The following is a 25,274-nucleotide window of genomic DNA, read 5'->3' as shown; positions in this document are numbered from 1 at the left end:
TCGGGGCAGCCCGCAGCCCCGGGACAGCCGTACGCTCGACGGAGCCGAGGCGAGGAAGTGGGGTGGACGGGCAGCCGGAACTCAACCTGCACGTGCTCGGCGAGCTCACGGCCACGCGGGACGGCGCGGTCGTGGACCTCGGCGGGCGACGTCAGCGCGCCGTGCTGGCGGCGCTGGCGATGCAGCGCGACCAGGTCGTGACCGCGGACCACCTCGTCGACTGCGTGTGGGGCGACCACCCGCCCGCCAACGCGAACGGCGCGCTGCAGGCGTACGTCAGCCACCTCCGGCGGGCGCTCGAACCGGACGCGACGGCCCGCCACCGCGGGGGCGTGATCGCCCGCGCCGGGCCGGGTTACGTGCTCAGGCTTCCGCCCGATGCTGTGGACGCGTGGGCTTTCGAGGCCGCGGTCGAGGCGGCCGCCGGCCAGGCGCCGGGGGATGCGGTGTGCACGCTCGAGACGGCGCTGCGGACCTGGCGCGGACCCGCGTACGCCGACTACGCGGGGGAGGCGTGGGCCGAGGCGGAGGTCGCCCGGCTCACCGAGCTGCGCGGGGTCGCCCGCGAGCGGCTCCTCGCCACCCGGCTCGAGCTGGGCGAGGCCCCGCTCGTCATCGGTGACCTCGAGGCACTGGTCAAGGAGGACCCGCTGCGCGAGGAGCGCTGGCGGCTGCTCGCCCTCGCGCTCTACCGGGCGCACCGCCAGGCCGCGGCGCTCGAGGCGCTGCGCCGCGCCCGCCAGGTGCTCGCCGACGAGCTCGGCGTCGACCCCGGCCCCGCCCTGCGCGCGCTCGAGGCCGAGGTGCTCGCGCAGTCACCGACCCTCGACGGCGTGACGACCCCGAGCGCGAGCGTGAGCATCCCGCGCCCCCGCACGCCCGACGGCCTCGTCGACCGCGACCGGGAGATGGCGCTGCTGAGGTCCAGGCTCGACGAGCTGACCGACGGGACGTCGGGCTGCGTGCTCGTCGAGGGCTCGGCCGGCATCGGCAAGACCCGGCTGCTCGACGAGCTCCGCCGGTTCGCCGTCGCCGCCGGCGTGTGGGTGCGGTCGGCGAGGAGCAGCCCCTCGGAGCACGGCTTCGAGTGGGGAGTGGTCCGGCAGCTCTTCGGCGCCGGGGTCGACGACGCGATCGGTCGCGACGACCGCTTCGCCGCGCTCCGCGAGCTGTGCGAGCTGACGACCGGCCTCGCGGAGGAGGCCCCGTTCGTCCTGTGCGTCGACGACGTCCAGTGGTGCGACGAGGCGTCGCTGCAGCTCCTCGCCTACCTGGTCAGACGCCTCGACGGGCTGCCCGTGCTGATGGTGCTGGCGCTGCGCACCGGCGAGCCGCACGAGGCCGACGAGCTGCTGGCCGAGCTCGCCGCGGACGAGTCGGTGACGGTGGTGCGCCCGGCGCCACTGTCGGAGCAGGGCACGGCCGCGCTGGTGACCGACCGGCTCGGCCGCGGCGCCGACCCGTTCGTGGCCGCCTGCCACCGGATGAGCTCGGGCAACCCGCTGCTCCTGCGCCAGCTGCTGCGCGCGCTGGCCGACCAGGGCGTGCCGCCGGACGCCGCCCACGTCGACACGGTCCGGGCGGTGGGGTCGCGGGCGGTCGCCTCGCTCGTGACGCTCCGCCTGCGCCGGATGCCGGCGGCCGTGACGACGGTCGCGCGGGCCGTCGCCGTACTGGGCCCGGAGGCCGACCTGATGGCGGTGGCCGACCTGGCGCAGCACCCGGAGGAGGACGTCGCGGCAGCTCTCGACGTGCTCGCGCGCAGCGAGATCCTGCGCGACGGGCACCCGCTCGACTTCGTCAACCCGCTCGTGCGCGACGCCATCCACGCCGACATCCCGACCGGCGAGCGCGCGCTGCTCCACGAGCGGATGAACCGTCGGCTCAAGTCGTCCTCAAGTCACCCCGGCGATGCTGGGGTGCCCGGATCGTGAGGTGGTGACGATGCAGCAGGCTGAGGCGTTGCGCGGGCTGGCCGGTGGTGCCGTCCACCTGCCCGGCGACCCCCTCTACGACGAGGCGCGGATGCCGTGGAACCTCCAGGTCGACGAGCACCCGGCCGCGGTCGCCTACCCCGCCGACCCCCAGGAGGTCGCCCGGATCGTCAAGGCCGCCGCGGCAGCCGGCCTCCGGGTCGCGCCGCAGGGCACCGGTCACGGCGCCCCGCCGCTCGCGGGCCGGCTGGGCGACGCCGTGCTGCTGCGCACGTCCGCGATGACCGGGCTGAGCGTCGACGTTGCGACTCGTACGGCGCGCGCGGAGGCCGGCGTGCTGTGGGGGGACGTCGTCGCCCGGGCCGGCCGCGTCGGGCTGGCCGGGCAGCACATGTCCAGCCCGGGCGTCGGCGTGGTCGGCTCGTCGCTCGGCGGCGGGGTGAGCTGGTACTCCCGCCAGCACGGTTTGCAGTGCAGCGCGATCACGGCCGTCGAGCTGGTGCTCGCCGACGGGACCTTCGTGCGCGCCACCGAGGACACTGACCCCGACCTGCTCTGGGCCGCACGCGGGGGGAGCGGTGGCTTCGGCGTGGTCACCGCGCTGGAGTTCGACCTGCTGCCGGTCCGGACGGCGTACGCCGGCATGCTCGCGTGGGACTGGCAGCACGCCCGCCGCGTGCTCACCGCGTGGGGCGAGTGGAGCGCGGACGCGCCCGAGGCGGTGACGAGCGTCGCGCGGATCTTCCAGGTCCCCGACATCGAGTGGCTGCCCGACCAGCTGCGCGGGCGGAAGCTGGTCATGATCGACGCGGTCGCCCTCGGTGACGCCGAGGCGGGTGCCCGCTCCATCGCCGGCCTGCGCGCGCTGCGGCCCGAGGTCGACACGTTCGCCCAGGTGCCCGCCGCCGACATCGTGCACCTCCAGCTCGACCCCCAGGAGCCCACCGCGGTCTACGCCAACAGCGTGCTCGTCCACGGCCTGCCGGCGGACGCGGTCGACGCCCTGGTCGACGTGGCCGGCCCCGGGTCGGGCAGCAACCTGCTCTTCGTCGAGCTGCGCCAGCTCGGCGGCGCACTCGCGCGGCCTGCCCCGCGGGCTGGCGCGATGGACCACCTCGACGGGTCGTTCCTGGTCCTCGGCGTGGGACTCGACGTGGGCACGGGGTGGAGCGCCGTGCGGCAGGACGCCCTGCGGATCCTCGACTCGCTGGCCCCGTGGACGTCGAGCGCGGCCTACCTCTCGATGGCCTACGAGGCCGCCGCCCGGCGCGGCTGGTCGCCGGCGTCGTACGACCGGTTGCTGCGGATCCGACGGTCTGCCGACCCCGACGGCCTGTTCGTGGGCCCCCAGGCGGCGTCGAACGACTGATTCCGCGGTCGGGCTCAAGTCGGGTTCAAGTCGCCCGCAAGCGTCCGGGTGCACCTTCGTCTGGTCAACCACGACACACACGGAGGAAGCATGACCATCGCACAGACCAGCCCCGCAGCCGTACCGTTCGCGGAGCTGGACGCACTCACCATCGGCACCGTCGCGGTGCCCGGCGACACGGCGTACGACGCCCTCGTCTCGCCGTGGAACGTCGCCGTCCCGGTCCGACCGGCCGGTGTGCTCGCGGCGTTCGACGCCCAGGACGTCGTCGAGGCCGTGCAGTTCGCGGCCCGCCACGGCCTCCGGGTCACCCCGCAGGCCACCGGCCACGGCCCGATGGCCGACCTGACCACCGAGCTGCTGGTCACCACCAAGGAGCTCGACGAGGTCGTCATCCACCCCGAGGAGGGCTGGGCCCGCGCCGGAGCCGGCGTGAAGTGGCTCGCCGTCGTGGAGGCCGCCGCGCCCTACGGACTGGCGCCGCTCTCGGGATCGATCACCGACGTCGGGATCGTCGGCTACACGACCGGCGGCGGGCTCGGGCCGATGGCCCGCACCTACGGCCTGGCCATCGACAAGGTGCGCGCCATCGAGGTCGTCACCGGCGACGGCGTGCTGCGGCGGGTCACGCCGACCGAGCACCCCGAGCTCTTCTTCGCCCTGCGCGGCGCGAAGGGGATGCTCGGCATCATCACGGCGATCGAGTTCGACCTGGTCGACCAGCCGAGCTTCTACGGCGGCTCGCTGTGGTTCGACGGCGCGGACGCCCCCGCCGTCATCGACGCCTGGCGCGCCTGGTCGGCCGAGCTGCCGGAGGAGGGGACGACGTCGTTCGCGCTCTTCCAGCTGCCCGAGATGGAGGGCGTCCCGCCGATGCTCGCCGGCCGGCTCACGCTGTCGGTGCGCTACGTGTGGACGGGCTCGACCGAGGAGGGGGAGCGCTGGTTCGCCGCGATGCGGGCGGCCGCTCCGGTGATCCTCGACGACGTGGCCGACAAGCCCTACACGGCGATCGACTCGGTCCACACCGACCCGCTCGACCCGACCCCGGCCCACGAGGCGGGCCACGTGCTCACCGACTTCTCGGCGGAGACGGCGGACGCGCTGCTGGCGCTCATCGGACCGGGAGTCCCGTCGCCGCAGATCCTGGTGGAGGTACGCCAGCTGGGCGGGGCCTACGCCCGGCCGGGTGAGCACCCGGCTGCCTTCGCCTCGCGCGACGCGGCGTACTCGCTGCTCGTCGTCGGCATCGCCGAGGTCCCGGGGGTCGAGGACCACGCCGCCGCGATCCTCGACGCGATGGCGCCGTGGGTGGGCAGCCACCGGTTGCCGAACTTCACCTTCACGCCGGAGGAGTACGTCGACGCCTACGACGAGGTGACCCTCGCGCGGCTGCGGCGGGCGCGGCGTACGTACGACCCGGACGGCGTGCTGATGATCGGCGGCGTGCTCGGCTGAGCCTCGGCGACTCGTGGCCCTCCTTGGGGGCCACGAGTCGTTCGCGTGCTTCTCCAACGATGGTTCTCCACAGATGCGCGGGAGCGTCTGGCGCCGCGCCGGGGTGGGGCCGTTCAGTGGTGGGCATGCCTCGATCACGTCACCGCCGCAAGGGACGCACCCGCACGTCGCACTCGTCACGGGCCTGGCCCCACGCATCGCCGCCCGACTTCGACATCGAGGCCCAGATGCCCTGGCTCCAGCGGATGCTCGCCGTCGACGCAGCCGAAGCCGCCGGCGATCCCGCCAAGGCGCTCGCCCTGGTGGAGGAGATGCCCCATGGGCCGGACGGCAGGCCGTGGTGGCGGCCCCAGCGCGTGCGCAGGCTCCGCCAACTGGTGGCCCTCGGGGACGCCGCGCCGGCTTGGGTCTGGGCGCGCTGGGTGATCGCCCAAGCGGCACAGCCCAGGCCCGGCCGTGACACGGACGCCGCGGACGTCGCCGTCGAGATCCGGGGTGGACGGAGCACGCTGTGGGGCATGGACCCGGCCGATGCTCTGGCCAAGGTCATCGACCACGACTGGGTCTTCCGTCAGCTGATCCTGCACGAGCGCAGGGGATTGCATCACTTCCTGCGCCGCGTCGCCGCGCCGCGCCTCCTCGGCCTGGCCGGCGACGTCCACTCCTGGGTCGGGGTTCCCATGGGCGCTTACGAGCTGGTCTCGGAGCGGGCCGACCGCATCGTGTGGCGCGATCTCGGCACCGGGGCGACCGTCGAGACGCTCAATCTCGGAGGGGCATCCTTGATGGCGCTCGGGGAGGCGGCCGTCGGTCGGGTGGTGCACGCAGGTGAGGTGGCGCTGTTCGAGAGCGCCCCGCTATGTGTCCCGCTCGACGTGGCGCACGACGTAGCTGCCTGTCCGGCGGACTGGATGGACGCCCTCAGCCGGGGGTGCCGGGATGAAGCAGGCTCCGTGCTGATGGATCTGGTCGCCAAGGCCTACGACTTCGACCTCCTCTTCGACCTCTCCCCACGCCTGCGTCGGCATCTCCTCGAACCGGTCGACCCGGACCTGCGCTCCGACAACGTGGGCACCGGGGGCAACGGAGTGGACTACGACGTGGCGCTGGTGCTCGCCGCCCTGGGCGGCGAGCTGCCGCTCATGGGCGACGATGCCGACCATGCCGGCACAGACGCCGATGCCGCCCGGCCTCTCGCACCGCTCGTCTCTGCCGCGCTGCTGGAGCCGGAGACCCGCGGGGCCGTCGAGAGACTCCTCCTGGCCTCGGACGCCTCGGCGGTCTCGCGGTTGGCAGACGCCCTCGTGCCGCCCGCTGATGTGTTCTGCCGGCAGATCCGCGACCGGCTGTCTGGCGCGGCGTGAGGACTCGCCCGCAGTATGATCGTGGTATGACCGCCAAGATCGCTGTGAGCCTGCCCGACCACTTGGTCGAGGAGGCGCGCGCCGCGGTCGCCGGGGGTCGCGTTGCATCGGTGTCCGCCTACGTGGCCGAAGCGCTCGCCGAGAAGTCGAGGCGCCGCGCACTGTCGGAGGTGCTGGACGAGATGGATGCCGAGCTGGGTGCCCCCGATGCCGCCGCCGTGGCTCGGGCGGTCCGCGTCGTCGAGGCCCTTGACGCCCAGTGAGTGGGATCAGCCTCGACGCGGGGGCACTGATCGCCATCGAACGAGGAGACCCCGACGTCCGGGCGCTGCTGCGACAGGCAGCAGACCGTGGGCTGGAGGTGCACGTGGTTCCTGAGGTCGTCGCCCAGGTGTGGCGCGGCGGACCGCGGCAGGCGCGGCTCGGTGCGTTCCTCTCGGCTCGAGGCGTGACGACGCCGGAGTACGACGTGCACGCCGCTCGCGAGGTGGGACGACTCTGCGGCGCCTCAGGTCGTCACGACGTCGTCGATGTGCATGTCGTCTGGCATGCCCGCAGTCGCGGCCACCTCGTCGTCACGTCCGACCCGGAGGACATGCGAGCCATCGACCCCTCGCTCCCGCTCGTGTCGGTCTGAACGCCGTTCGGCGTTCGGTAGGGCGGATCGGGGTCGTGGCGGATCGGACGAGCAAGCATCAGCTAGTCGAAAACACTTGCGAATAGTAGTTGCTCTGGACTAGGATCGAACCACGTTCCGCCAGATCAGGGCCACCAGGACAAGTCACCAGTGCGCCAAACCCTGGCTCGTGGGACGAGTTGCGAGGGTCATGTAATTGCCTCCCCAGCTGGGGGCCTCCAGGAGCGACGACCGTTGATCAGCTGCGCGCGTGCGTGGCGGACCCGTCGTCGTGAGGAGACCGATCGTGACCCACCCGATCATCACCGCTGCCTCAGACATCCGCTCGTCGCTGAAGGCGGTCGCCGACGCCAACCCGATCTTCATGACGGTCGAGGAGAAGGCGACAGCACTGCAGGACCTGGTCGCTGCCGAGGGTCAGCTGGCCGAGCTGCGGCTGCGGATCCTCGCGGACGCCGGCGACCTCGCCGCTGAGACCGCAGCACAGGACGCCGCCGGTTGGCTGGCGCACCACACGCGCACCAGGTACGCCGACGCCCGAGCGGAGCTCCGACTCGCCGCGGCACTCGACCGGGACCGCCCGCGGCTCGTGGCAGCCATGCGTGAGGGCAGCGCCACCCTGGCCCAGGTACAGGTGATCGACCGCGCCCTCAACGCCCTGCCTCCGACGCTACCTCCGCAGACAGTCGCCGATGCGGAGGAGCACCTGGTCGAGCGCGCGCGGGAGTTCGGGCCGAAGGAGCTCGGGCGGATCGGCCGACGCATCCTCGACGTCGTCGCTCCTGAGATCGCCGAGGCTGCCGAGGGTGCGCGGCTGGCAGAACTCGAGGCTCGCGCGCGCGACGTCACCCGCCTGACCATGCGCCGGTTGGGCGACGGCACGACTCGGATCTCCTCGGTCGTCCCCGATGCGGCCGCGACGAGGTTCGCGACCTACCTCGAGGCGCACGCCAACCCGCGCCGCGCTCACGCCGGCGCCACCACCGGCAAGGACGATTCCCCAGGTGACGTCACGGCGACGGCTCACGATCCGGTGGCACGGCTCGCCTACCCGCGCCGGATGGGTGAGGCGTTCGTCGCGTTCCTCGAGACGGTCGACGCCAGCCAGCTACCCATCCACGGCGGCAGCGCCACCACGGTGGTCGTCACCATCCCACTCGCAGCCCTGCAGGCCGAGCTCGCCGGTGCCGGCATCGTCGGGGCGGGACTCGTCCCCGGCGACGACCTCGCCGGGGACCGCATCTCCGCCTCGCAGGCCCGCCGTCTGGCGTGCACCGCGAACATCGTCCCGGCGGTCCTGGGCGGCCGCAGCGTCCCCCTCGACCTCGGTCGGTCGCGCCGGCTGTTCACCCCCACCCAGCGCCTGGCGATGGCCGTACGCGACCAGACGTGCCGCGCCGACGGGTGCGATGTGCCCGCCAACTGGTGCGAGGCCCACCACCTCCGTCCGTGGGAGCACGGCGGGCGCACCGACATTGACGACGGTGCCCTGCTCTGCAGTCATCACCACCACCGTGTCCACGACGCGGGATATCTCGTCGAACGCCTTCCCCACGGGGAGCTCCGCTTCCATCGGCGCAGATAGCGCCGATGCCGTACCGACTACGTGCGGGGGTCGTCAGCCTCGTGAAGCGCCGGCGTCGGGCGCCACAGCGCGTCCAGTGCTGCGGCGACCTGTTCGGGGCGAGCCCCGAGCGACGGGTGGTCGTGCTGCAGCACGAGCAGGAGCCTGAGGGTGGGCAGGTGCCAGGCGTGCACCTGGTGCTCGCCGGGTGGATGGCCACCCGTCTGCCAGGCGACCATGTCGAACAGGACGCCGGCGTGCCGGTCGTAGAGCCCGTAGGACGAGCGACCGGGACGCAGGGTGAGCAGCCAGATGGCACCAGCCGTCCGTTCCTCGGGGCTGTCGCCTTGTGGAAGGTTGGCGACGAGGTGCTGCCACAGGCCCTCGGCATCGCCGACGACCTCGCGTCCCGCGGGGGTGAGCACGAGGCGGCCGGCATGGCGGCGTACGAGTCCGAGCGTCTGCGCTCCGCGACGCACCCACCGGACGGGAGGCAGGTTGTCCTCGCGCAGGGTCTTGCCGAAGACCCAGTCTCCGCCCCAGCCGAGCCGGTCGAGGAGCACACGCACCGAGGCCTGCTTCATCAGTCCGGTCGGGGTGAGGTCGACACCGTCGCGTGCGAGATCGAGCAGGGTGAGCAACGGGAGCAGCGCAGCAGCGCGATCGACCGTGGGCCCCGGTGCTGCCAGGCACAACCCCGCCAGCAGCCGGACGCCCTCCTCCGGGAGCGCTGCCACGAGTGCGGTGACGTCCGGGTGCGGAGGCAGCCGAGCGGACAGCTGCTCGGTGGTCAGCGCGGCAGCCGACGCTGACGCCTGGGCTTCCGCGACATCGAAGTACGTGGCGTCGAAGTCGACGGGCACCCGCTCCGCCAGGTGGCGGAGGTGGTCGTCGTCGAGGTCGTCGGAGTCGCCGTCGACCAGCCACCGCACGAACGCGTTCCAGGCTCCGATGCCACCGGCGTCCTCCAGGGGGCATGCCGCTGCCCCGTCGACCACACGCACGGCCTGGGCGGGCTCGACGTCGCGGACCACCTCCAACCGGAGGTCGTGGTCCCATGCGTCCCCGAAGTCGTAGAGATAGCCGACGGCGTCACCGACGTCCGCCAGCACCTCGTCCAGGCGCACGTCACGCTCGGGCGTGCCGTCCATTCCCTCCTCGACCTCGCTGTCTGCGAGCAACCGGCTGCGCGAGCGGGACGTCGTGAACTCGTGCAGGTGCGAGTCCGACCAGCCGATGACGGCCTGCAGGACGCGGTGCACGGTGCGTAGGTCGAGACGGCTGTCGAGCTCGAGCCGTCGCCAGATCGGCTGCTCACTTTCGACGAGCGACACGTGGACGACGTACGTCACGGGGCGGACACGCCGGGGCGCCAGACCCGTCGCAGTGCTGATGGGACCGTCGCCAGGGCGCAACGGGATCACGTTTCCGGCAGGCATGACCTCACGCTAGGCGACGACTCGTCGTTCACGCGCCGAGCGCGTCGAGGCCGTAGTAGACGGCGAAGGCCGGCCAGACGAAGCCCTCGAGAACGGCGAGGACGTACTCCCAGAACCCGTCGGCCTGGACCCAGAAGTAGACCCACGCCCCGAAGATGCCGAGGCCGTAGATGGCGTTGCCCGCCTGATTGGTAGCACTGCTCGTGGCCATGGGGTGCTCCCTTCCCCGTCCACGCTAGGACGGGCGAGGGCTCGACAGGCAGGGTCCTTCGGCCCGGCTTTCGGTCAGTCCAGCGCGCTGAGGTCGGGCGGTACGTCGACGGCGTTCGCCTGCAGCAGCTCGAGGGGTACGACGTCGAGCGCGCGCTCGGACGTGGCCGCCAGCACGACCGGGGCGGCCACCCCGGCGTCGTACGCCTGGAGCCAACGGACGGCGATCACGCACCAGCGGTCGCCGGGCGCGAGGCCGGGGAAGTGCCACTCGGGGCGCGGGGTGGACAGGTCGTTGCCCACCGAGGCCTGGTGGGCCAGGAACTCCTCGGTCATCACCGCGCAGACCGCGTGCAGGCCGACGTCCTGCGGGCCGACGGTGCAGGTGCCGTCGCGGTGGAAGCCGGTCAGCGGGTCGGTGCCGCACTGGTCCAGCTCGCCGCCGAGGACGTTGCGCTCCGTCATGGGGAGATCATGACTGGTTCGGTTTCGTGACGGGACTTCGTCCCTCCTCAACCAGCGGTGGAACGTGCTGCCTTCTTGGCCGCCGCCTCGTCACGCCGCTCGACGAACCGCGTCGCCTCGCCGTCGAGCGCGGCGACAGCGGCGGCCAGCTCGTCGCGGGCCGCCTCGCCGTCGGCGTCGAGGCCGGTCAGCTCCCACACGCCCCACTGCCGCAGCAGCGGCGCGACGATGTCGTCGTGGTGGATGCGGAGGTCGTAGATGCCGGCCTTGGCCATCTGCACCGCCTTGCGCGAGAAGCCGGGGATGACGCTGCCGGGCATCTCGAAGCCGACGACCTCCTCGGTGATCGCGCGCATGGTCTGGCTGGGTGAGAGCTCGAGGGCCGCGGTGACGATGTTGCGGTAGAAGATCATGTGGAGGTTCTCGTCCTTGGCCACGCGGGCGAGCAGCTTGTCGGCGATCGGCTCCTCGGTGTAGCGGCCGGTGTTGCGGTGCGAGACGCGGGTGGCGAGCTCCTGGAACGACACGTAGGCGCAGACGTTGAGCAGCGACTTGTCCATCGCCTCGTAGCCGGTCTCCATCGTCTCCATCCGCGCGCGCTCGAGCTCGACGGGATCGACGCCGCGGGTGACGAGGAGGTAGTCGCGGATGCAGAAGGCGTGCCGGCCCTCCTCGGCGGTCCACCGGTTCACCCACGTGCCCCACGCGCTGTCGCGGCCGAAGGCGCGGTCGATCTCGCGGTGGTAGCTCGGCAGGTTGTCCTCGGTGAGGAGATTGACCTCGAGCGCCGTGCGCGCGATGGGCGAGAGCTGCGACTGCGCCACCTCCCACGGATCGCCACCGAGGTCCGCGAAGTCGCGCCCCAGGCTCCACGGGACGTACTCGTGGGGCATCCACTCGTCGGCCATCGACAGGTGGCGGTTGAGGTTGTCCTCCACCACCGGCTCGAGCTCGGTCAGCAGCTGGGTGGTCTCGAGTGCGGCCATGCCATCTCCTCGTCCGGCGGGCGCGGGGGCGACGCCCTCGCCCTCCTTGCCTACACCCGCGGGAGGGTCGGTGGATAGGCCTCGGGAAATGTGATATCAATTTGCCATCACAATCTGAACGAGGGGGATTTGCATGAACGGGGACACGCAGCCGAGGCCCGATGGACCAACCGACGGGTCGACCGACGAGTCGGAGGGTGGGGCGCCCGCGGGTCGCCCCGTCGGTCACGAGGGGACACGCGTCGACGTCACCGAGCGCATGGCGTGGTCGATCGACGGCTTCGCCGGCCTGGCGATCTCGTTGGCGCTGATGGGCCTCGGGGGCTGGCTCTTCGTGCTCGGCGTGATCGATGCCGACGCCGGTCGCGGTGGCGCCGGTCAGATCGTCGGGGGCTCGGTCCTCGGTCTCCTCGGGCTGCTGCTGGCCGCGTCGCTGGCGATCGTGGCTCCGGGCCAGACGCGCGTCGTGCAGTTCTTCGGCCGCTACGTCGGCACGGTCCGCCGGCCGGGTCTGCGGATGCTCGTCCCACTGACCACGAGGCGCAACGTCTCCGTGCGCGTGCACAACTTCGAGACCAACGAGCTCAAGGTCAACGACGCCGACGGCAACCCGATCAACATCGCCGCGATCGTCGTCTGGCAGGTCGCCGACACGGCGCGGGCGACCTTCGCGGTCGAGGACTACGAGGACTTCGTGGCCGTGCAGGCCGAGTCCGCGCTGCGCCACGTCGCGATGAGCCACCCCTACGACAATGCCGCCACCGAGGTGACCCTCCGCGGGGACACGGAGGTCATCTCGGCCGAGCTCGCCGCCGAGGTGGCGGCCCGCATCGCACTGGCCGGTCTCGAGGTCATCGAGGTGCGCATCTCGGCCCTCGCCTACGCCCCCGAGATCGCCCAGGCGATGCTGCAGCGCCAGCAGGCCTCGGCCGTGATCGCTGCCCGGGAGAAGATCGTCGAGGGCGCGGTCGGGATGGTCGAGAGCGCGCTCGGCCAGCTCGAGGAGAAGGACATCGTCGACCTCGACCCCGAGCGCAGGGCGGCGATGGTGTCCAACCTGCTGGTCGTGCTGTGCTCGGAGCGAGGGACGACCCCCGTCGTCAACACCGGCTCGCTCTACACCTGATCGGGTCGGGCATGGGCGAGGAGGCGGGGGAGCCGGGGGAGTCGGCCCCCCGACGGGGAGCGGAGCGCAAGTCCGTGCTGCTGCGCCTCGACCCTGCCGTCCACTCCGCCCTGCAGCGATGGGCGGCCGACGACCTGCGCAGCGTCAACGCCCAGATCGAGCTGCTGCTGCGCGACGCGCTGCGCGACGCCGGTCGTACGCCGTCCGACGCAGGTCCGGTGCCGAGGCGGGGGCGGCCCCCGAAGGACCGCGACTGACCGACCTGCCCGGGGCTCCCGAGCGCCCCGGTGCACCCTCGGGACGTCTCAGCGGGAGGCGAACCAGGGGCGGTGCAGGTCGTAGAACTGGGCGTCCGCCATGGCGTACTCGAGGTCGGACCGCACCTCGGGTGGCGGCTCCATCTGCTCCCCCTGCCGCGCTGCGTCCTCGCTGGTGAAGGCGACCGTCTCGGTGAAGGTGCCGTCCGGCTCGATGGCGAGGGTGCCGCCGATGATCTCGGGCCGCATCTGGTGCAGCGAGTCCGTGTCGGTGGTCATCATCGACCTGAGCCGTTCGACGTCGTCGACCTTGCCCCGGATGACCTGGACGAAGCCAGCGGTGTCGGAGCCACCGTCCATCAGGAGGGTGACGTCGTCGCAATCGTGGAACTCGACGGGTCCGTCGAAGAGCTCCATCATGCGCGCGGCCCAGGCGTCCTGCTCGGGCCGGCCGGAGTTGGCCATCGCGGAGTCCCGCGAATCGAATCGGACGACGCCCATGAACATGTCGTCGTCGGTGAACCCGTAGGTCCCTCCGAGCCAGCCCGGTGCTCCGGAGCCGAGCTCGTTGCGCCATGTGTCCAGGTGCTCGTGGAGCTCCTGCTGGCGACTGCACTTTCCTTGGATGATCTGGATGAACACGCTGCCCCTCCTCGGTGTCGTCACCCACCTCTCGGGGGTCGGGGGGTGGGAGGGCAGTCCTCGAATCTACGCCGACGGATCGGTCGGTGACAGGCGTGCTAGACCGGCTGGCTGGGCCCGAGCGACACGATCCGCGGTGCGAGTGCCGCTAGCGTGGGTGCGTGCCCGACGACTTCGTGATCGCGCGCAACCCGGACGGCGACTCGACACTGCCCTACGTGCTGCGCATCCCGTTGGGCGCCGACGGCATCGTGCTGAAGGCGAGGGAGACCTGGCCGCGCACGTCGAAGGTCTACTGCCACCGCGTCGACGAGTGGCCGGACGAGGCCGAGGTGGTCGAGCGCGTGCCGACCCGCAGCTGTGTACGCCGCGGCGCCGCGATCGACCTGGTGCTCGATCGCGGCCGGGAGAACCGCTCGCAGCTGATCATGACGCAAGCGCGTGGCCGGCAGGTGATCTTCTGGCAGAGTGCGCGGACCGCCAAGCAGGCGCGACCCGGTGTCCGCACACCCACAGCGCGCGCGAGTGGGCTACCGGATCTCGAGATCGTCGTGGACTCGCGTGAGCGCTACGGCTACACGTTCACCGATCGGCCAGTGAGCATCTCGCGCGCCCGGCTCGATGCAGGCGACTACGGCCTGGTGCGCCACGGAAGCCTGCTGGCGAGCGTCGAGCGGAAGAGCCTGGCGGACCTCGTGTCGTCGTTGACGTCCGGAAAGCTCGGCTACCAGCTGGCCGAGCTGGCGTCACTCCCGCGGGCGGCACTGGTGGTCGAGGACAGGTACGCGGCCGTGTTCAAGCTCGACCGGGTGCGCCCCGCCGTCGTCGCGGACGGCCTCGCCGAGTGCCAGGTGCGGTGGCCGGCGGTCCCGATCGTCTTCTGCGACACCCGCAAGCTCGCCCAGGAGTGGACCTACCGGTTCCTGGCCGCGGCCTCCGTCGCCGCGTCGGAGGAGCATCTGTCCGCACGCGTGATCGCGGACCTCGCGCACCCGCCCCCGCTCGCCCCGGCGCCGCCGACGCCCGCCGAGGTCCGTGCCTGGGCGGTCAGCCAGGGGCTCGAGGTCTCCGACCGCGGCCGCGTGCCGGCCCGGCTCGTGGCGGCGTACCTCGACGACCGCGACGACTGACTCGGGATGCGCCGGCGGCGCGTGCCTCATCCGTCGAGCGCGTGGACGTCGATGACGACATCGGCCCGGGTGCGGGTCGTCGCGACGAGCGCGGCGTGGGGCTCGTCCACGCGCTCGACCCAGGCGCGCGCAGCGTCGGGGGACTTGCCGAACTGGACGTGCCGGCGGACCAGCCGCTCACGGCGTACGTCGGCCTCCGCGTCGACGTACCAACCCTCGGCCAGCAGCGGGCGTACGCGCTCCCAGCCGCCGTCGGGCAGGAGGAGGTAGTTGCCCTCCGTGATGACGAGGCGGGCCGAGGGCGGGATCGCGATGGCAGCCGCTATCGGCTGCTCGAGGTCGCGCTCGAAGCCCGGGGCGTAGAGGGTGCGGTCGGGCTCCTCGTGCAGGCGTCGCAGGGCCGCGACGTAGCCGTCGACGTCGAACGTGTCGGGCGCGCCCTTGCGGTCGCGACGGCCGAGGCGGTCGAGCGTGACGTCGGCGAGGTGGAAGCCGTCCATCGGCAGGTGGCCGACGGCATCGGGGCCGAGGTCGGCGCGGAGGCGCGCCAGCAGCTCCTCGGTGACGGTCGACTTCCCGGCACCCGGAGGACCGGTGATGCCGAGGACCGTGCGGGTCGGCTGGTCGATCAGCGATGCGGCGCGGTCGACCAGCGCTGACAGGAAGCTCGTCACGGGGTGCTGCTCACCGGCGGCCGACGAGGGGGGAGCTCATCGCCCGACCATAGAGCCGGCTACCGGATCCCGACCACGTCGGCGGGGATGGGGCGGATGGCGCCGCGGGTGGCGAGGTGGACGACCTCGCACGGTACGGCGGCGCGACGGGCAGCGGCGTACAGGCTGGTCGCCCAGGCGCGGTCGGTGTCGGTCACGGTGTCCTTGCCAGGTCGCGATCGCAGGAACGCGACGCGCAGGCCCGGCGCCACCTCCCGGTCGAGCATGAGCAGGAGCTCGGCGAGACCGTCCAGGTGCTCGGCGTCGGGCGGGTGGACCGCGTCGTCGATCTCGGTCAGCTGCGGCAGTGGGCGGTCGTCGACGATGAGCATCATCCAGATGCTGTGGCGGCCGAAGCTCCACGGCCCCATGAGCTCGCGCCATGCGCGCTCGAGCTGCACCTGGGTGGTGAGGACTGGTTCGTACATGGGGCCGAGCCTGCCCCGCGACGGGCCTCGTGGCGAACGGCTCTCCACAGCCCCGCCCGCTGTCCACAGATCCGCTGGAGCGGCTTGTGGCGGCAGTCCCAGCAGGCCTTGGGTGGAGGCATGTCTCGGAACCTCACTCCCGGTTTTCGCCGGTTGCCACGCGTCGCCGACCGGATGACCGCCGCCCACTTCGACCTCGTGGCCCAGTCCCTCGCCGCCGAGCGGTCCGGCGACGCCGCCCGCGCGCTCGAGCTGCACGCATCGGTGCCGGCGCTCAACCTGCGGAGCCGTCACCACGTGCTCCTGACCCAGCTCGCCTCGCTCGGCGACGAGCTCCCCGACTGGGTGTGGGCGCGCTGGATCGCCTACCAGGCCGCCCGTTGCGAGGACCCGGACACCGAGACCGGGACGATGCAGCGGCTCGCGCTGAAGTACGCCATGGAGACCTTCCACGACGACCAGCTCGCCGACTGCCACGCCGACGGCGGCGACCCGGTCAGGGTCGTCTCCCGGGTGCTGGGGGAGTCGTGGCTGTTCCACCAGGTGCTGGTGCACGAGATGGGCGGGCTGGGGCGATTCGTGGACGAGGTCGCCACGGGTCGACTCGCCCAGCACAGCGCGCTGGCCCGGTCGTGGGCCGGGGCACGCCTGAGCGGGTTCCTGGTCGGGCCGAGCCTGCCCGGCGGCCGGCTGTGCGTCGAGGACCTCGCTGCCGGCTCCTGGGCCGAGGTGCTCGACCTCGGTGCGCGTGCCAACGCCGGCGACGGGGGATGGGTGCTCGGGAGGCTGGTGCCCAGCGGCGTCGGCAAGCTCATGATGTTCGACAGCCCGCCCGTCGCCGTACCGGAGCCCGTCGCGCGCGACGTGGCCGCGGCCCCGCAGCCGTGGACGCGCATCAAGGAGGCCCTCGACGCCGGCGACCTCGTGGATCGCGACTTCATGCGACCCGACTACGAGCTGGTGACCGACGTGCTCGGCCTCGAGCTGCTCAGCATCGGCACGGCGCCCGCGGACCTCGAGCGGGTCACCGCGCAGCTGCGCTCGGGTCGCGACGAGATCCCACGGGCGGCCTTCCGGATCCTGCGGCGAGCCGTCGACGGTGGCATGCCGGACTCCGACGCGCCCCACGTCGCGGCGGCGGTCCTGCAGCCGGGCGCGAGGGTCGACGCGCGGCGGATGCTCGTCCGCGAGGGTCAGTACGACGTCTGGGCGCGGTGGGCGTCCCTCGTGCACCCGCCCGCGCGGGGCCTGCTCCTCGACCTCGCCGAGGCCTCTCGGGCGGCCGGATGATCCGGGATGCTGGTGCTACAGAGCGCCACGTTGGGTCGCGTGAGGTCGATCAGCCGACGCGAGCTCCGCATCGACAACGTACACGCGACCTCAGCGCGTCCCGTAGGTGCGGCTCACGACCTCGTCGAAGACCCGGTCCGGCAGCAGGTCGCGTGAGGTGGTGATCGTCCGGGCGCCGCGGCCCACCGGGTAGCGCGCGGCCGGCCGCTTCGCCAGCGCCGCCTTCACGATCTTGTCGGCGACCTCCTCGGGGGTCGACGCGCGCGACGGCTCGTCGAAGCGCTCCATCACGTCGTGCGCCTGCCGGGCGTACGACGCGTAGGCGCCGTCGCCGGAGCGTTCGAGCAGCGAGTCGCGGGCGATCTCGTTCCACTCGGTGCGGATCGGGCCGGGCTCGATGAGGACGACCTGGATGCCGAACGGCCGCAGCTCCATGCGCAGGCTGTCGCTGAAGCCCTCCACGGCGAACTTCGTGGCGTGGTACCACGCACCGAACGGCTCGTAGAACTTGCCGCCGATCGAGGAGATGTTGATGATCCGCCCGGACCTCTGCGCGCGCATGTGCGGCGTGACGAGCTGGACGAGGCGGGCGAGACCGAAGACGTTGACCTCGAACTGCCGCCGCGCCTCGTCGATCGGCACGTCCTCGACGGCGCCGTACGATCCGTAGCCGGCGTTGTTGACGAGCACGTCGATGCGCCCCTGCTCGGCGACGATCCGGTCGATGCCGGCGACCATCGAGGCGTCGTCGGTGACGTCCATCGCGAACGCGTGCACGCCCTCGGCCTGGAGGCCGGCCATGCGCTCGACGCGGCGGGCGACGGCGTACACGGTGAAGCCGCGGGCGAGCAGGGCGCGGGCGGTGCTCTCGCCGATGCCGGACGAACCACCGGTGACGAGGGCGACGGGGGAGGCCATGGGGCGAGCGTAGGCTCCCGGCCCTGGGACGTTCTGGACCTGGGCGGCGACGAGGTGACACACGGACCACGGCATCCATGACGTTTGTCCCTCACCACCCGGGCGCTTGCTCCCTAGCGTGAGACCCGGAGGGGATGCAGATGACGCACGACGTGCTGGTGGTGGACTCGCTGGTCCGCCGGTTCGGGGACCTGACCGCGGTGGACGAGGTGTCGTTCCGCATCGCGCCGGGAGAGACGTACGGACTGCTCGGACCCAACGGGGCGGGCAAGACGACGACGATCTCGATGGTCGCGGGGCTCATCGCGGCCGATGCGGGGACGGTGACGGTCGCGGGCGAGCCGATGACGCCGCGGGCGATCGAGCCGAAGCGCCACCTTGGCCTGGTGCCGCAGGAGCTCGCGATCTACCCCGACCTGACGGGGCGCGAGAACCTCACCCTGTTCGGCAGGCTGCAGGGGCTGCGCGGCTCGGAGCTGAAGGTCCGGGTCGACGAGGTCCTGGCCCTGATCGGGCTCGCGGACCGCGCGAAGGACCGCAGCAAGGAGTACAGCGGCGGGATGAAGCGCCGGCTCAACATCGGCATCGGCCTGCTCAACCGCCCCACCCTGCTGATCCTCGACGAGCCGACCGTCGGGGTCGACCCGCAGTCGCGCAACGCGATCCTGGAGTCCGTCGAGGCGCTGTCGGGCGAGGGGATGGCGGTGCTCTACACGACGCACTACATGGAGGAGGCCGAGCGGCTCTGTGACCGCATCGGCATCATCGACTCCGGCCGCCTGCAGGCCGAGGGCACCCGTGACGACCTGATCCGGTTGACCGGCGGCGTCGACACCATCCGGCTCGGCGGCAGCGGTGACCTGGCCGCAGCGGCCGAGGAGCTGCGCCTCATCCCCGGTGTGGAGCGGGTCGATGCCGAACGCCGGTCCGCGACCCTGACCGTCAAGGACGCGCCCGCACTGGTGGCGCAGGTCGTCGGGACGGCGGCGGACTGCGGGGTCACCCTCGCCGACGTGGAGATCACGCGACCCGACCTCGAGTCGGTCTTCCTGCACCTGACCGGCAAGGGCCTGAGGGACTAGGGCCCCGATGCGTCAGCTCCTCGCCCTCACCGGCTCCGACCTGCTGCAGCGGATGCGCGACAAGTCGGTGCTCATCTTCGCGCTGCTCGTCCCGTTGGCGCTGATGACCGTCTTCAACCTCGTCTTCGGCGCCGCCGACGACCTCGAGATCGACCCCGTAACGGTCGCGATCAGCGCGCCCGCGGACGACGACCTGGCGCCGATGCTCACCGGCGTCGTCCGGTCGCTCGACGACGCCGACGAGCTCGACGTCACGGTCGTCGAGACCGACGAGGCAGGTGCTCGTCGGCAGGTCGAGGACGGCGACACGCCCCTCGCGCTGGTCGTGCCGGTCGGCTTCGGCGAGGCGGCGCGCGCGGGCGAGCCGGTCACTGTCGAGGCCGTCCGCGGCGACGAGGCGGGCCTCGGCGCCGAGATCGTGCTGTCGGTGGTTGACGGCGTCCTGGACCAGGTCGCGTCCGGCACGGTCACCGCCCGGGCCGCGCTGGCGGAGGGAGTGGCGCCGGCCGACGTCGGGCCGCTCGTCGAGCAGGCCACGTCCGGCGGGCCGGCGTACGACGTCGAGAGCGGGCAGGCCTCCGACGAGCAGCTCAGCGCAGGCGCGGCGCTGGTCGCGGGGCAGGCGGGACTGTTCCTGCTGTTCACCGTCAGCTTCGGCGTCACCGGGCTGCTCGTCGACCGCGAGTCCGGCACGCTCGCGCGACTGCGTTCGATGCCGATCCCCGGCTGGGTGATCGTGGCCGCCAAGGCGCTGGTGAGCTTCGTCCTCGGCGCCGTCGCGACCGGGGTGCTGCTCGCGGTCGGCGGCTACCTCTTCGACGCCGACTTCGGCTCCGTGCCGGCCGTGGCGCTCCTCGTGCTGTGCGCGGCGGCCGCCGGTACGTCGGTGATGTTCCTGGTCGTGCGCGTCGCCAGCACCAGCGAGCAGGCCGGCATCGTCACGTCGATCGTGGCGCTGGTGCTGGGCATCGGCGGCGGTGCGTTCTTCCCGGTCAGCGCGGCCGGCGCCCTGTCGGGCGTGCTCGACCTCAACCCGGTCGCCGCGCTGCTGCGCGGGCTCGGCACCACCTCGGGCGGCGGCGGCCTCGCGGACATCGGCATCCCCGTCGCGATCATGCTCGGCTTCGCCGTCGTGATGCTCCTCGCCTCGCGGCTGGTCCCCGACCGGGGGGTGCTGTCGTGAGGAACGCGCTCACCATCGCCGGTGCCGAGCTGCGGCTCTTCCTGCGCGACCGCTCCAACCTCTTCTTCGTCTTTGTCTTCCCGCTGATGCTGGTGCTGATGATCGGCCTGCAGTTCGGCGAGGGCGCCAGCTCGGGCCGGGTCGCCGTGAGCGGTGCCGGGTCCGCCCTGCAGACCGGCCTGGTCGAGCGGCTCGAGGACGGCGACGTCGTGGTCAGCGACCCGTCGTGGGACGACGCCCTGGCGCTGCTCGCGCGCGGCCGGCTCGACGTCGCGGTGCGCGTCGACGGTGCGGCAGCGACGGCGTACGACGCGGGCGAGGCGGTGACGCTCGAGGTGGTGCGCGGCTCCTCGGGCAACGCCCAGGTCGTCGAGCAGCAGGTCGGCGTGGGCGTCGACGCGCTGCGGTCCGCGCGCAGCCGGATCCTGGCTCTGGAGGCCAACGGCGTGCCGTCCGACCGCGCCGAGGCGGCCCTGGCCGCGGCCGAGGGCGAGGTGAGCGCGCCCCGGCTGGAGGTGACGAGCGTCGACCGGCTCAGCCAGGAGTTCGAGGGGATGGGGCAGTTCGAGTTCGGCGCCTCGGGGCAGCTGCTGCTGTTCACCTTCCTCGCCTGCCTCGGCGGCGCGGCGACCCTCATCCAGGCACGGCGGCTCGGCGTGGTGTCCCGGATGCTGGCCGGTCCGGTGACCGCGGAGGAGCTGGTCGCCGGCCAGGTCCTCGGCCGGTGGGCGATCGCGCTCTTCCAGGGCGGCTACCTGATGGTCGCGACCAGCGTCCTCTTCGGCGTCGAGTGGGGCAGCCTGCCGCTCGCGCTGCTCGTGCTGCTGCTGTTCAGCCTTGTCGCGGCGGGCGCCGCGATCCTGCTCGGCACCCTCCTCGAGAACGAGGGCGCGGCCGCCGGCGCGGGGATCGGCTTCGGCCTGGTCCTCGCCGCGCTCGGCGGGTCGATGTTCCCGCTGGAGCTCTTCCCCGACACGATGCGCACGATCTCGCGCTTCACCCCGCACGCCTGGGCCTACGAGGCACTGGCCGACGTGCAGCGCCGCGGCGCCGGTCTCGTCGAGGTGCTGCCCGAGCTCGGCGTGCTCGCTGCGATGGCCGCGCTGCTCGTCGCGCTCGGCAGCTGGTCATTGCGGCGCAGCCTGGCGCGGGCGATGTAGGTCGGCGGCGGCAGCACACCCCGTTGGACGGTTGTCCCCGAGGACCGGCTCACTACCGTGGGTTGCATGACTGACGAGGTGAAGCAGGCAGCGATCGAGGCCGCACAGCGAGTGGTCGACGAGGTCTCCTCCTGGCAGTACAGCGCCGAGGACAGCACCATCGCCGACCAGCTCGACAAGGGCCTGGCGAAGGCGCAGGTATCGGTGAGCGACGACGAGCGCACCCGCATCCTGGCGGAGATCGACGGCATGAAGGACGAGAAGTCGTCGGCGCCGCAGGTCAGGTCCGCGGCACCGGTGGAGTGACGCCATGGACGTGCGCGGACTCCTGACCGAAGGCTTCGGCCGCATCACCGAGCTGTACGCCGGCATGGTGGAGGACCTCGACGAGGCGACCCTCCACGACCGCCCGGGCGGCACCGGCAACCCGATCGGGTGGCTGCTGTGGCACCTCGCGCGGGTGCAGGACGACCACGTCGCCGACCTCGCCGGGCAGCCGCAGGTCTGGGAACGGTTCCAGGACCGCTTCGGCCTGCCGAACGGCACCGACGACATCGGCTACGGGCACACCAGCGAGCAGGTCGACGCCCTGCGGATCGAGGACCCGGCGCTGCTGGGCGAGTACCACCACGAAGTGACGCTCGCGACCGCGCGCTACCTGCAGACCGTCGACGAGGCAGAGCTCGAGCGGGAGGTCGACCAGCGGTGGGACCCGCCGGTCACCGCCGGCATGCGGCTGGTAAGCATCCAGGGCGACTGCCTGCAGCACCTGGGCCAGGCCGCCTACGTGAAGGGTCTTCTCGGGGCACAGACGTCCTGACGGACCCGGTGATTGGTGCCTGTCAGGTCACAATTCCGCCCCGGATGCCCCACGGACGGCTCCGGGGGCACATACTCAGGGGTGATGACCACTCCGAGCGGCCGACGGCCGAAGCACCTCGCCAGCAGTCCGTTCAAGCCCGCCGTGGAGCCGGTGGTCGAGGTGTTCGAGGTCGGTGACCGCGTGACCCACGACCTCTACGGCCTCGGGCAGGTCACCCACGTCGACACCCAGGCGGTGACCGCCGACTTCGGGTCGAAGTCCGTGCGGATCGCGCACCCCTACCCCAAGCTGCACCACCTCTGAGGCGCTGCCGCCCGCGTGGGCGGCTCCCTAGGGTGGTCGCATGACGACCCGGTGGCTCTTCGGCGACCAGCTCGGACCCCACTTCGTCGACGACCACCGCGGTCCGCTGCTGATGGTCGAGTCGACCGGCGTCTTCCGGCGCCGGCGGTTCCACCGCGCCAAGGCGCACCTGGTGCTGAGCGCGATGCGGCACCGCGCCGCCGAGCTCGGGGACCGGCTGACCTACGTGCAGGCGGAGACGTACGCCGAGGTGGTGCGCCAGCACGCCTCCGAGGCGGGCGACGTCGAGGTCGTGCACCCGACGTCGTACGCCGCCCTCGGGCTGGTCGAGCGGCTCGGCTGCACCGTGCTGCCGCCGCGCGGCTTCGCGACCCCGCGCGAGGACTTCGAGCGCTGGGCCGAGGGTCGCCGCGGCAAGCGGCTGCTGATGGAGGACTTCTACCGCCGCGCGCGGCAGGCGCACGGCGTGCTGCTCGACGGTGGCGAGCCGGCCGGCGGGCAGTGGAACTTCGACCACGACAACCGCCAGCCCCCGCCGAAGGGCGCGTCGACGCTGGGCGTCGCGGAGCCGTGGTGGCCGGTCGAGGACGACATCGATGCGCAGGTGCGTGAGGACCTCGACCGCTGGGAGCGGGATGGCGACGTGTCGTACATCGGGCGCGACGCGCCGCGGATCTTCCCCGCGACGCGACGCCAGGCGCTGGCGGCGCTGGACCACTTCGTCGAGCACCGACTGCCGGAGTTCGGCGCGCACGAGGACGCGATCCTCGAGGGCGACCCGTGGATGGCGCACAGCCTGATCAGCGCGCCGATGAACCTCGGGCTCCTCGACCCGCTCGAGGTCGTCGAGCGGGCGGAGGAGGCGTACCGGAGCGGCGGGGCGCCGATCGCGAGCGTCGAGGGCTTCGTCCGGCAGGTCATCGGGTGGCGCGACTACGTGTGGCACGTCTACTGGCACATGGGCGACGGCTACCGCCGCTCCAACGGGCTGCGGGCCACCGAGCGCATCCCGCAGTGGTTCGCCGAGCTCGACGGCAGCGCGACCGACGCGCGCTGCCTGTCCCACACCCTCGACCAGGTCGCGGAGCACGGCTGGGTGCACCACATCCCGCGGCTGATGCTGCTCGGGTCGTACGCCCTGCAGCGCGGCTGGGCGCCGACCCAGGTCACGGACTGGTTCCACCGGGCCTTCGTCGACGGCTACGACTGGGTGATGGTGCCCAACATCGTCGGGATGTCGCAGCACGCCGACGGCGGGCAGATGATGACGAAGCCCTACACGTCGGGCGGCGCCTACATCAACACGATGAGCGACCACTGCGGGTCGTGCCGCTTCGACCCCAAGGTGCGGGTGGGGGAGGACGCGTGCCCGTTCAGCGCGGGCTACTGGTGGTTCCTCGACCGGCACCGCGAGACCTTCGAGGGCAACCACCGGATGTCGCGCGCGGTGCGCGGGCTCGACCGGCTCAAGGACCTCGCCGAGCTCGTCGAGCAGGAGGACGCGCGGGGCAACCGGGCGCCGTGAGGTGCGAACTGCCTTCATGGTGCACGCAATCGGCCGCACGTGCGCGTTCCCTGCCTGGGTCAGCGGCAGGGGAGCGAGCCGAGGCGGGCGAGGCCCTCGCGGTCGCCCGGCCCGAGCTCGACCTGTCCGGTGTTGTCGGCGTACATCAGCTCCATCGGCTCGCTGACGTGCCCGAGCCCGACGACGTGCGCGACCTCGTGCAGCACGATCGCCTCCATCACGCGCGGCTGCTGCGCGACGGTGGTGGCGGTGAAGGCCTCGACGTCGAGCACGACGCCCCCGCTGACGAACCGGAGCCGTCCGCCGGTGTCGCGCTCCGCCACGGCGCCGCCCACGCCGGCGACCTGCCCGCCGAGGTCGGCGTACTCACCGGCGTCGGCCCAACCGATCACGACCGGTTCCGGGCGCCCGAAGAGCTTCACGCCGCCCGGGAACGGCCGGTCGTCGGTCTCGCCCTCGTCGTCGAACGCCAGCCCCGTCGCCGCGCTTGCCCGGTCGATCGCTCGCCGGATCAGCTCACCTCCGCCGGGAGGCCCGCCGGCAGGGTTGACCCGGTAGCGGATGTTCCGGCACGGGTCCCAGCCGACCGGGTCGTCGCTGCCTGGCTGGGTCATCGCCCAGGTGAACGTCCCTCCCCGCTGTACGACGCTGGGCGCCGGCAGCGGCCGCTCGGGCCCCAGCCCGACTGCGCGCCGCACCGGGTCGAGCTGCTCGGCCGGGTGCCACACCACGATCGCAGCCAGCATCGCCGCGGTCGCGGCGAGCGTGATGGTCGTCTTCGAGCGGGGCACGGGGACAGTGTGCGGGAGCGACCTCGGGCGTGAGGCGGACATGCGGGCAGAAGGGCCAACCGCTCGGATCACGGGCAGGGCGACAACATTCTGACTTGAGGCCAATCAAGTTCGGGGTTGAGCTCTTCGGCGTCGCCGCGAAGGGGGGCAAGATCCGGTCAGCCGGCGCACGCTCAGAGGCGGTGCGCCCGCGGGCTCGCTTGCAATCGTTCGATGACCTGGACGAGCCACGTGCGGTCGCCGTTCTCCGAGACGAACGTGCAGCCCTGCGCGCGAAGATTACTGTCCAGCTGATCGTCCGTGAGCGGCTCGTCGAGCATTGCGCGGAGGGCCGCCACGACTCCCGCGACCCGGTCGGGTGACCGGCACGCGAAGTCGTCGACGGCGTCTTGCCACGAGCCGTACTCGTACTCGTCCCATGCTTCGTAGAAGTAGGCGCTGAAGAGGTACGTGAGGTCGTCCACGCTCATCTGCCCC

At 72.4% G+C, this 25,274-nt stretch carries 28 protein-coding genes; 18 read left to right on the top strand and 10 right to left on the bottom strand.

Annotation, left to right across the window (positions count from 1 at the left end; translation table 11 throughout):
- Positions 1-62 precede the first annotated feature (62 nt).
- The 7 genes from Q1B24_RS08105 (at position 63) to Q1B24_RS08075 (ending at position 8,347) form a co-directional block, all read left to right on the top strand.
- Positions 63-1,934 carry a BTAD domain-containing putative transcriptional regulator gene (locus Q1B24_RS08105; RefSeq protein WP_299926036.1) on the top strand — a complete coding sequence of 624 codons (1,872 nt, stop codon included), beginning with the start codon at positions 63-65 and terminating at the stop codon, positions 1,932-1,934.
- 10 nt (positions 1,935-1,944) lie between these two features.
- Positions 1,945-3,303 carry an FAD-binding protein gene (locus tag Q1B24_RS08100; RefSeq protein WP_299926033.1) on the top strand — a complete coding sequence of 453 codons (1,359 nt, stop codon included), beginning with the start codon at positions 1,945-1,947 and terminating at the stop codon, positions 3,301-3,303.
- A gap of 90 nt (positions 3,304-3,393) precedes the next feature.
- On the top strand, positions 3,394-4,761 hold the full coding sequence (locus Q1B24_RS08095; protein WP_299926030.1) for an FAD-binding oxidoreductase: 1,368 nt from the start codon (positions 3,394-3,396) through the stop codon (positions 4,759-4,761).
- Between the two features lie 245 nt (positions 4,762-5,006).
- Complete coding sequence (locus Q1B24_RS08090; protein WP_299926027.1) at positions 5,007-6,125, top strand: hypothetical protein; 1,119 nt, start codon at positions 5,007-5,009, stop codon at positions 6,123-6,125.
- 26 nt (positions 6,126-6,151) lie between these two features.
- Complete coding sequence (locus Q1B24_RS08085) at positions 6,152-6,388, top strand: hypothetical protein (RefSeq protein ID WP_299926024.1); 237 nt, start codon at positions 6,152-6,154, stop codon at positions 6,386-6,388.
- Positions 6,385-6,762, top strand: a complete 378-nt coding sequence (locus Q1B24_RS08080; RefSeq protein WP_299926021.1) for a hypothetical protein — start codon at positions 6,385-6,387, stop codon at positions 6,760-6,762. Before Q1B24_RS08085 ends, Q1B24_RS08080 begins: the two co-directional genes overlap by 4 nt.
- Before the next feature lie 286 nt (positions 6,763-7,048).
- Positions 7,049-8,347, top strand: coding sequence for an HNH endonuclease signature motif containing protein (locus Q1B24_RS08075; RefSeq protein ID WP_299926018.1), 1,299 nt, complete (start codon positions 7,049-7,051; stop codon positions 8,345-8,347).
- Positions 8,348-8,364: 17 nt separating this feature from the next.
- Here Q1B24_RS08075 and Q1B24_RS08070 read toward each other — a convergent pair whose 3' ends face one another.
- The 4 genes from Q1B24_RS08070 to Q1B24_RS08055 all read right to left on the bottom strand — a co-directional run bounded on the left by Q1B24_RS08070 (position 8,365) and on the right by Q1B24_RS08055 (position 11,426).
- Complete coding sequence (locus Q1B24_RS08070; RefSeq protein ID WP_299926015.1) at positions 8,365-9,678, bottom strand: plasmid pRiA4b ORF-3 family protein; 1,314 nt, start codon at positions 9,676-9,678, stop codon at positions 8,365-8,367.
- A 115-nt stretch (positions 9,679-9,793) separates the two neighbouring features.
- A complete protein-coding gene (locus Q1B24_RS08065) occupies positions 9,794-9,976 on the bottom strand; it encodes a hypothetical protein (RefSeq protein ID WP_299926012.1) in 183 nt (60 codons plus the stop codon).
- A 74-nt stretch (positions 9,977-10,050) separates the two neighbouring features.
- The gene (locus Q1B24_RS08060) at positions 10,051-10,440 is read right to left on the bottom strand and encodes a DUF2237 domain-containing protein (RefSeq protein WP_299926009.1); all 390 of its coding nucleotides are present in this window, start codon (positions 10,438-10,440) and stop codon (positions 10,051-10,053) included.
- A 47-nt stretch (positions 10,441-10,487) separates the two neighbouring features.
- Entirely contained in the window at positions 10,488-11,426 is a 939-nt protein-coding gene (locus Q1B24_RS08055; RefSeq protein ID WP_299926006.1) for an acyl-ACP desaturase, read from the bottom strand.
- Positions 11,427-11,559: 133 nt separating this feature from the next.
- Between Q1B24_RS08055 and Q1B24_RS08050 the strand changes: the two genes are divergently transcribed.
- Both Q1B24_RS08050 and Q1B24_RS08045 read left to right on the top strand, forming a co-directional pair.
- The gene (locus tag Q1B24_RS08050) at positions 11,560-12,552 is read left to right on the top strand and encodes an SPFH domain-containing protein (RefSeq protein WP_299926003.1); all 993 of its coding nucleotides are present in this window, start codon (positions 11,560-11,562) and stop codon (positions 12,550-12,552) included.
- An 11-nt stretch (positions 12,553-12,563) separates the two neighbouring features.
- Positions 12,564-12,809 (top strand): hypothetical protein, encoded by a 246-nt coding sequence (locus Q1B24_RS08045; protein WP_299926000.1) that lies wholly within the window; start codon positions 12,564-12,566, stop codon positions 12,807-12,809.
- Between the two features lie 48 nt (positions 12,810-12,857).
- On the opposite strand, the gene Q1B24_RS08040 is transcribed toward Q1B24_RS08045, so the two are convergent.
- Positions 12,858-13,451 carry a hypothetical protein gene (locus Q1B24_RS08040; RefSeq protein WP_299925997.1) on the bottom strand — a complete coding sequence of 198 codons (594 nt, stop codon included), beginning with the start codon at positions 13,449-13,451 and terminating at the stop codon, positions 12,858-12,860.
- A gap of 161 nt (positions 13,452-13,612) precedes the next feature.
- On the opposite strand from Q1B24_RS08040, the gene Q1B24_RS08035 reads away from it, so the two are divergent.
- Positions 13,613-14,581, top strand: coding sequence for a histone-like nucleoid-structuring protein Lsr2 (locus Q1B24_RS08035; protein ID WP_299925994.1), 969 nt, complete (start codon positions 13,613-13,615; stop codon positions 14,579-14,581).
- Positions 14,582-14,607: 26 nt separating this feature from the next.
- Here Q1B24_RS08035 and Q1B24_RS08030 read toward each other — a convergent pair whose 3' ends face one another.
- Positions 14,608-15,255: a nucleoside/nucleotide kinase family protein gene (locus tag Q1B24_RS08030; RefSeq protein WP_299925991.1), complete on the bottom strand. Its 648-nt coding sequence runs from the start codon at positions 15,253-15,255 to the stop codon at positions 14,608-14,610.
- A 59-nt stretch (positions 15,256-15,314) separates the two neighbouring features.
- Positions 15,315-15,722, bottom strand: coding sequence for a hypothetical protein (locus Q1B24_RS08025; RefSeq protein ID WP_299925988.1), 408 nt, complete (start codon positions 15,720-15,722; stop codon positions 15,315-15,317).
- A 120-nt stretch (positions 15,723-15,842) separates the two neighbouring features.
- Between Q1B24_RS08025 and Q1B24_RS08020 the strand changes: the two genes are divergently transcribed.
- On the top strand, positions 15,843-17,012 hold the full coding sequence (locus Q1B24_RS08020) for a hypothetical protein (RefSeq protein WP_299925986.1): 1,170 nt from the start codon (positions 15,843-15,845) through the stop codon (positions 17,010-17,012).
- 90 nt (positions 17,013-17,102) lie between these two features.
- On the opposite strand, the gene Q1B24_RS08015 is transcribed toward Q1B24_RS08020, so the two are convergent.
- The gene (locus Q1B24_RS08015) at positions 17,103-17,930 is read right to left on the bottom strand and encodes an oxidoreductase (protein ID WP_299925983.1); all 828 of its coding nucleotides are present in this window, start codon (positions 17,928-17,930) and stop codon (positions 17,103-17,105) included.
- Between the two features lie 140 nt (positions 17,931-18,070).
- On the opposite strand from Q1B24_RS08015, the gene Q1B24_RS08010 reads away from it, so the two are divergent.
- The 7 genes from Q1B24_RS08010 (at position 18,071) to Q1B24_RS07980 (ending at position 24,006) form a co-directional block, all read left to right on the top strand.
- On the top strand, positions 18,071-19,012 hold the full coding sequence (locus Q1B24_RS08010) for an ABC transporter ATP-binding protein (protein ID WP_299925980.1): 942 nt from the start codon (positions 18,071-18,073) through the stop codon (positions 19,010-19,012).
- 7 nt (positions 19,013-19,019) lie between these two features.
- Positions 19,020-20,195 (top strand): ABC transporter permease, encoded by a 1,176-nt coding sequence (locus tag Q1B24_RS08005; RefSeq protein WP_299925977.1) that lies wholly within the window; start codon positions 19,020-19,022, stop codon positions 20,193-20,195.
- Positions 20,192-21,355, top strand: a complete 1,164-nt coding sequence (locus Q1B24_RS08000) for an ABC transporter permease (RefSeq protein WP_299925974.1) — start codon at positions 20,192-20,194, stop codon at positions 21,353-21,355. Before Q1B24_RS08005 ends, Q1B24_RS08000 begins: the two co-directional genes overlap by 4 nt.
- 66 nt (positions 21,356-21,421) lie before the next feature.
- Entirely contained in the window at positions 21,422-21,661 is a 240-nt protein-coding gene (locus tag Q1B24_RS07995) for a hypothetical protein (RefSeq protein ID WP_299925971.1), read from the top strand.
- Positions 21,662-21,665: 4 nt separating this feature from the next.
- Positions 21,666-22,175, top strand: a complete 510-nt coding sequence (locus tag Q1B24_RS07990; protein ID WP_299925968.1) for a DUF664 domain-containing protein — start codon at positions 21,666-21,668, stop codon at positions 22,173-22,175.
- A gap of 84 nt (positions 22,176-22,259) precedes the next feature.
- Positions 22,260-22,481 carry a hypothetical protein gene (locus Q1B24_RS07985; protein WP_299925965.1) on the top strand — a complete coding sequence of 74 codons (222 nt, stop codon included), beginning with the start codon at positions 22,260-22,262 and terminating at the stop codon, positions 22,479-22,481.
- Positions 22,482-22,521: 40 nt separating this feature from the next.
- The gene (locus Q1B24_RS07980; RefSeq protein WP_299925963.1) at positions 22,522-24,006 is read left to right on the top strand and encodes a cryptochrome/photolyase family protein; all 1,485 of its coding nucleotides are present in this window, start codon (positions 22,522-22,524) and stop codon (positions 24,004-24,006) included.
- 59 nt (positions 24,007-24,065) lie between these two features.
- Here the strand turns inward: Q1B24_RS07980 and Q1B24_RS07975 are convergent, their stop codons facing one another.
- Positions 24,066-24,797 carry a matrixin family metalloprotease gene (locus Q1B24_RS07975; RefSeq protein WP_299925961.1) on the bottom strand — a complete coding sequence of 244 codons (732 nt, stop codon included), beginning with the start codon at positions 24,795-24,797 and terminating at the stop codon, positions 24,066-24,068.
- Positions 24,798-24,970: 173 nt separating this feature from the next.
- Positions 24,971-25,261 carry a contact-dependent growth inhibition system immunity protein gene (locus tag Q1B24_RS07970; protein WP_299925958.1) on the bottom strand — a complete coding sequence of 97 codons (291 nt, stop codon included), beginning with the start codon at positions 25,259-25,261 and terminating at the stop codon, positions 24,971-24,973.
- Between the last annotated feature and the right edge of the window lie 13 nt (positions 25,262-25,274).

Source organism: uncultured Nocardioides sp., from assembly GCF_947488025.1.
Classification (GTDB): domain Bacteria; phylum Actinomycetota; class Actinomycetes; order Propionibacteriales; family Nocardioidaceae; genus Nocardioides.
Note: the sequence above shows the minus strand (reverse complement) of the source record. Positions and strands in the feature narration are given on the sequence as shown.

Coding starts and splice junctions, on each gene's coding strand:
- Q1B24_RS08100 (WP_299926033.1), top strand. CDS start 1,945: ATGCAGCAGGCTGAGGCGTTGCGCGGGCTGGCCGGTGGTGCCGTCCAC.
- Q1B24_RS08095 (WP_299926030.1), top strand. CDS start 3,394: ATGACCATCGCACAGACCAGCCCCGCAGCCGTACCGTTCGCGGAGCTG.
- Q1B24_RS08090 (WP_299926027.1), top strand. CDS start 5,007: ATGCTCGCCGTCGACGCAGCCGAAGCCGCCGGCGATCCCGCCAAGGCG.
- Q1B24_RS08085 (WP_299926024.1), top strand. CDS start 6,152: ATGACCGCCAAGATCGCTGTGAGCCTGCCCGACCACTTGGTCGAGGAG.
- Q1B24_RS08065 (WP_299926012.1), bottom strand. CDS start 9,976: ATGGCCACGAGCAGTGCTACCAATCAGGCGGGCAACGCCATCTACGGC.
- Q1B24_RS08060 (WP_299926009.1), bottom strand. CDS start 10,440: ATGACGGAGCGCAACGTCCTCGGCGGCGAGCTGGACCAGTGCGGCACC.
- Q1B24_RS08055 (WP_299926006.1), bottom strand. CDS start 11,426: ATGGCCGCACTCGAGACCACCCAGCTGCTGACCGAGCTCGAGCCGGTG.
- Q1B24_RS08050 (WP_299926003.1), top strand. CDS start 11,560: ATGAACGGGGACACGCAGCCGAGGCCCGATGGACCAACCGACGGGTCG.
- Q1B24_RS08045 (WP_299926000.1), top strand. CDS start 12,564: ATGGGCGAGGAGGCGGGGGAGCCGGGGGAGTCGGCCCCCCGACGGGGA.
- Q1B24_RS08025 (WP_299925988.1), bottom strand. CDS start 15,722: ATGTACGAACCAGTCCTCACCACCCAGGTGCAGCTCGAGCGCGCATGG.
- Q1B24_RS08020 (WP_299925986.1), top strand. CDS start 15,843: ATGTCTCGGAACCTCACTCCCGGTTTTCGCCGGTTGCCACGCGTCGCC.
- Q1B24_RS08015 (WP_299925983.1), bottom strand. CDS start 17,930: ATGGCCTCCCCCGTCGCCCTCGTCACCGGTGGTTCGTCCGGCATCGGC.
- Q1B24_RS08010 (WP_299925980.1), top strand. CDS start 18,071: ATGACGCACGACGTGCTGGTGGTGGACTCGCTGGTCCGCCGGTTCGGG.
- Q1B24_RS08005 (WP_299925977.1), top strand. CDS start 19,020: ATGCGTCAGCTCCTCGCCCTCACCGGCTCCGACCTGCTGCAGCGGATG.
- Q1B24_RS07995 (WP_299925971.1), top strand. CDS start 21,422: ATGACTGACGAGGTGAAGCAGGCAGCGATCGAGGCCGCACAGCGAGTG.
- Q1B24_RS07990 (WP_299925968.1), top strand. CDS start 21,666: ATGGACGTGCGCGGACTCCTGACCGAAGGCTTCGGCCGCATCACCGAG.
- Q1B24_RS07985 (WP_299925965.1), top strand. CDS start 22,260: ATGACCACTCCGAGCGGCCGACGGCCGAAGCACCTCGCCAGCAGTCCG.
- Q1B24_RS07980 (WP_299925963.1), top strand. CDS start 22,522: ATGACGACCCGGTGGCTCTTCGGCGACCAGCTCGGACCCCACTTCGTC.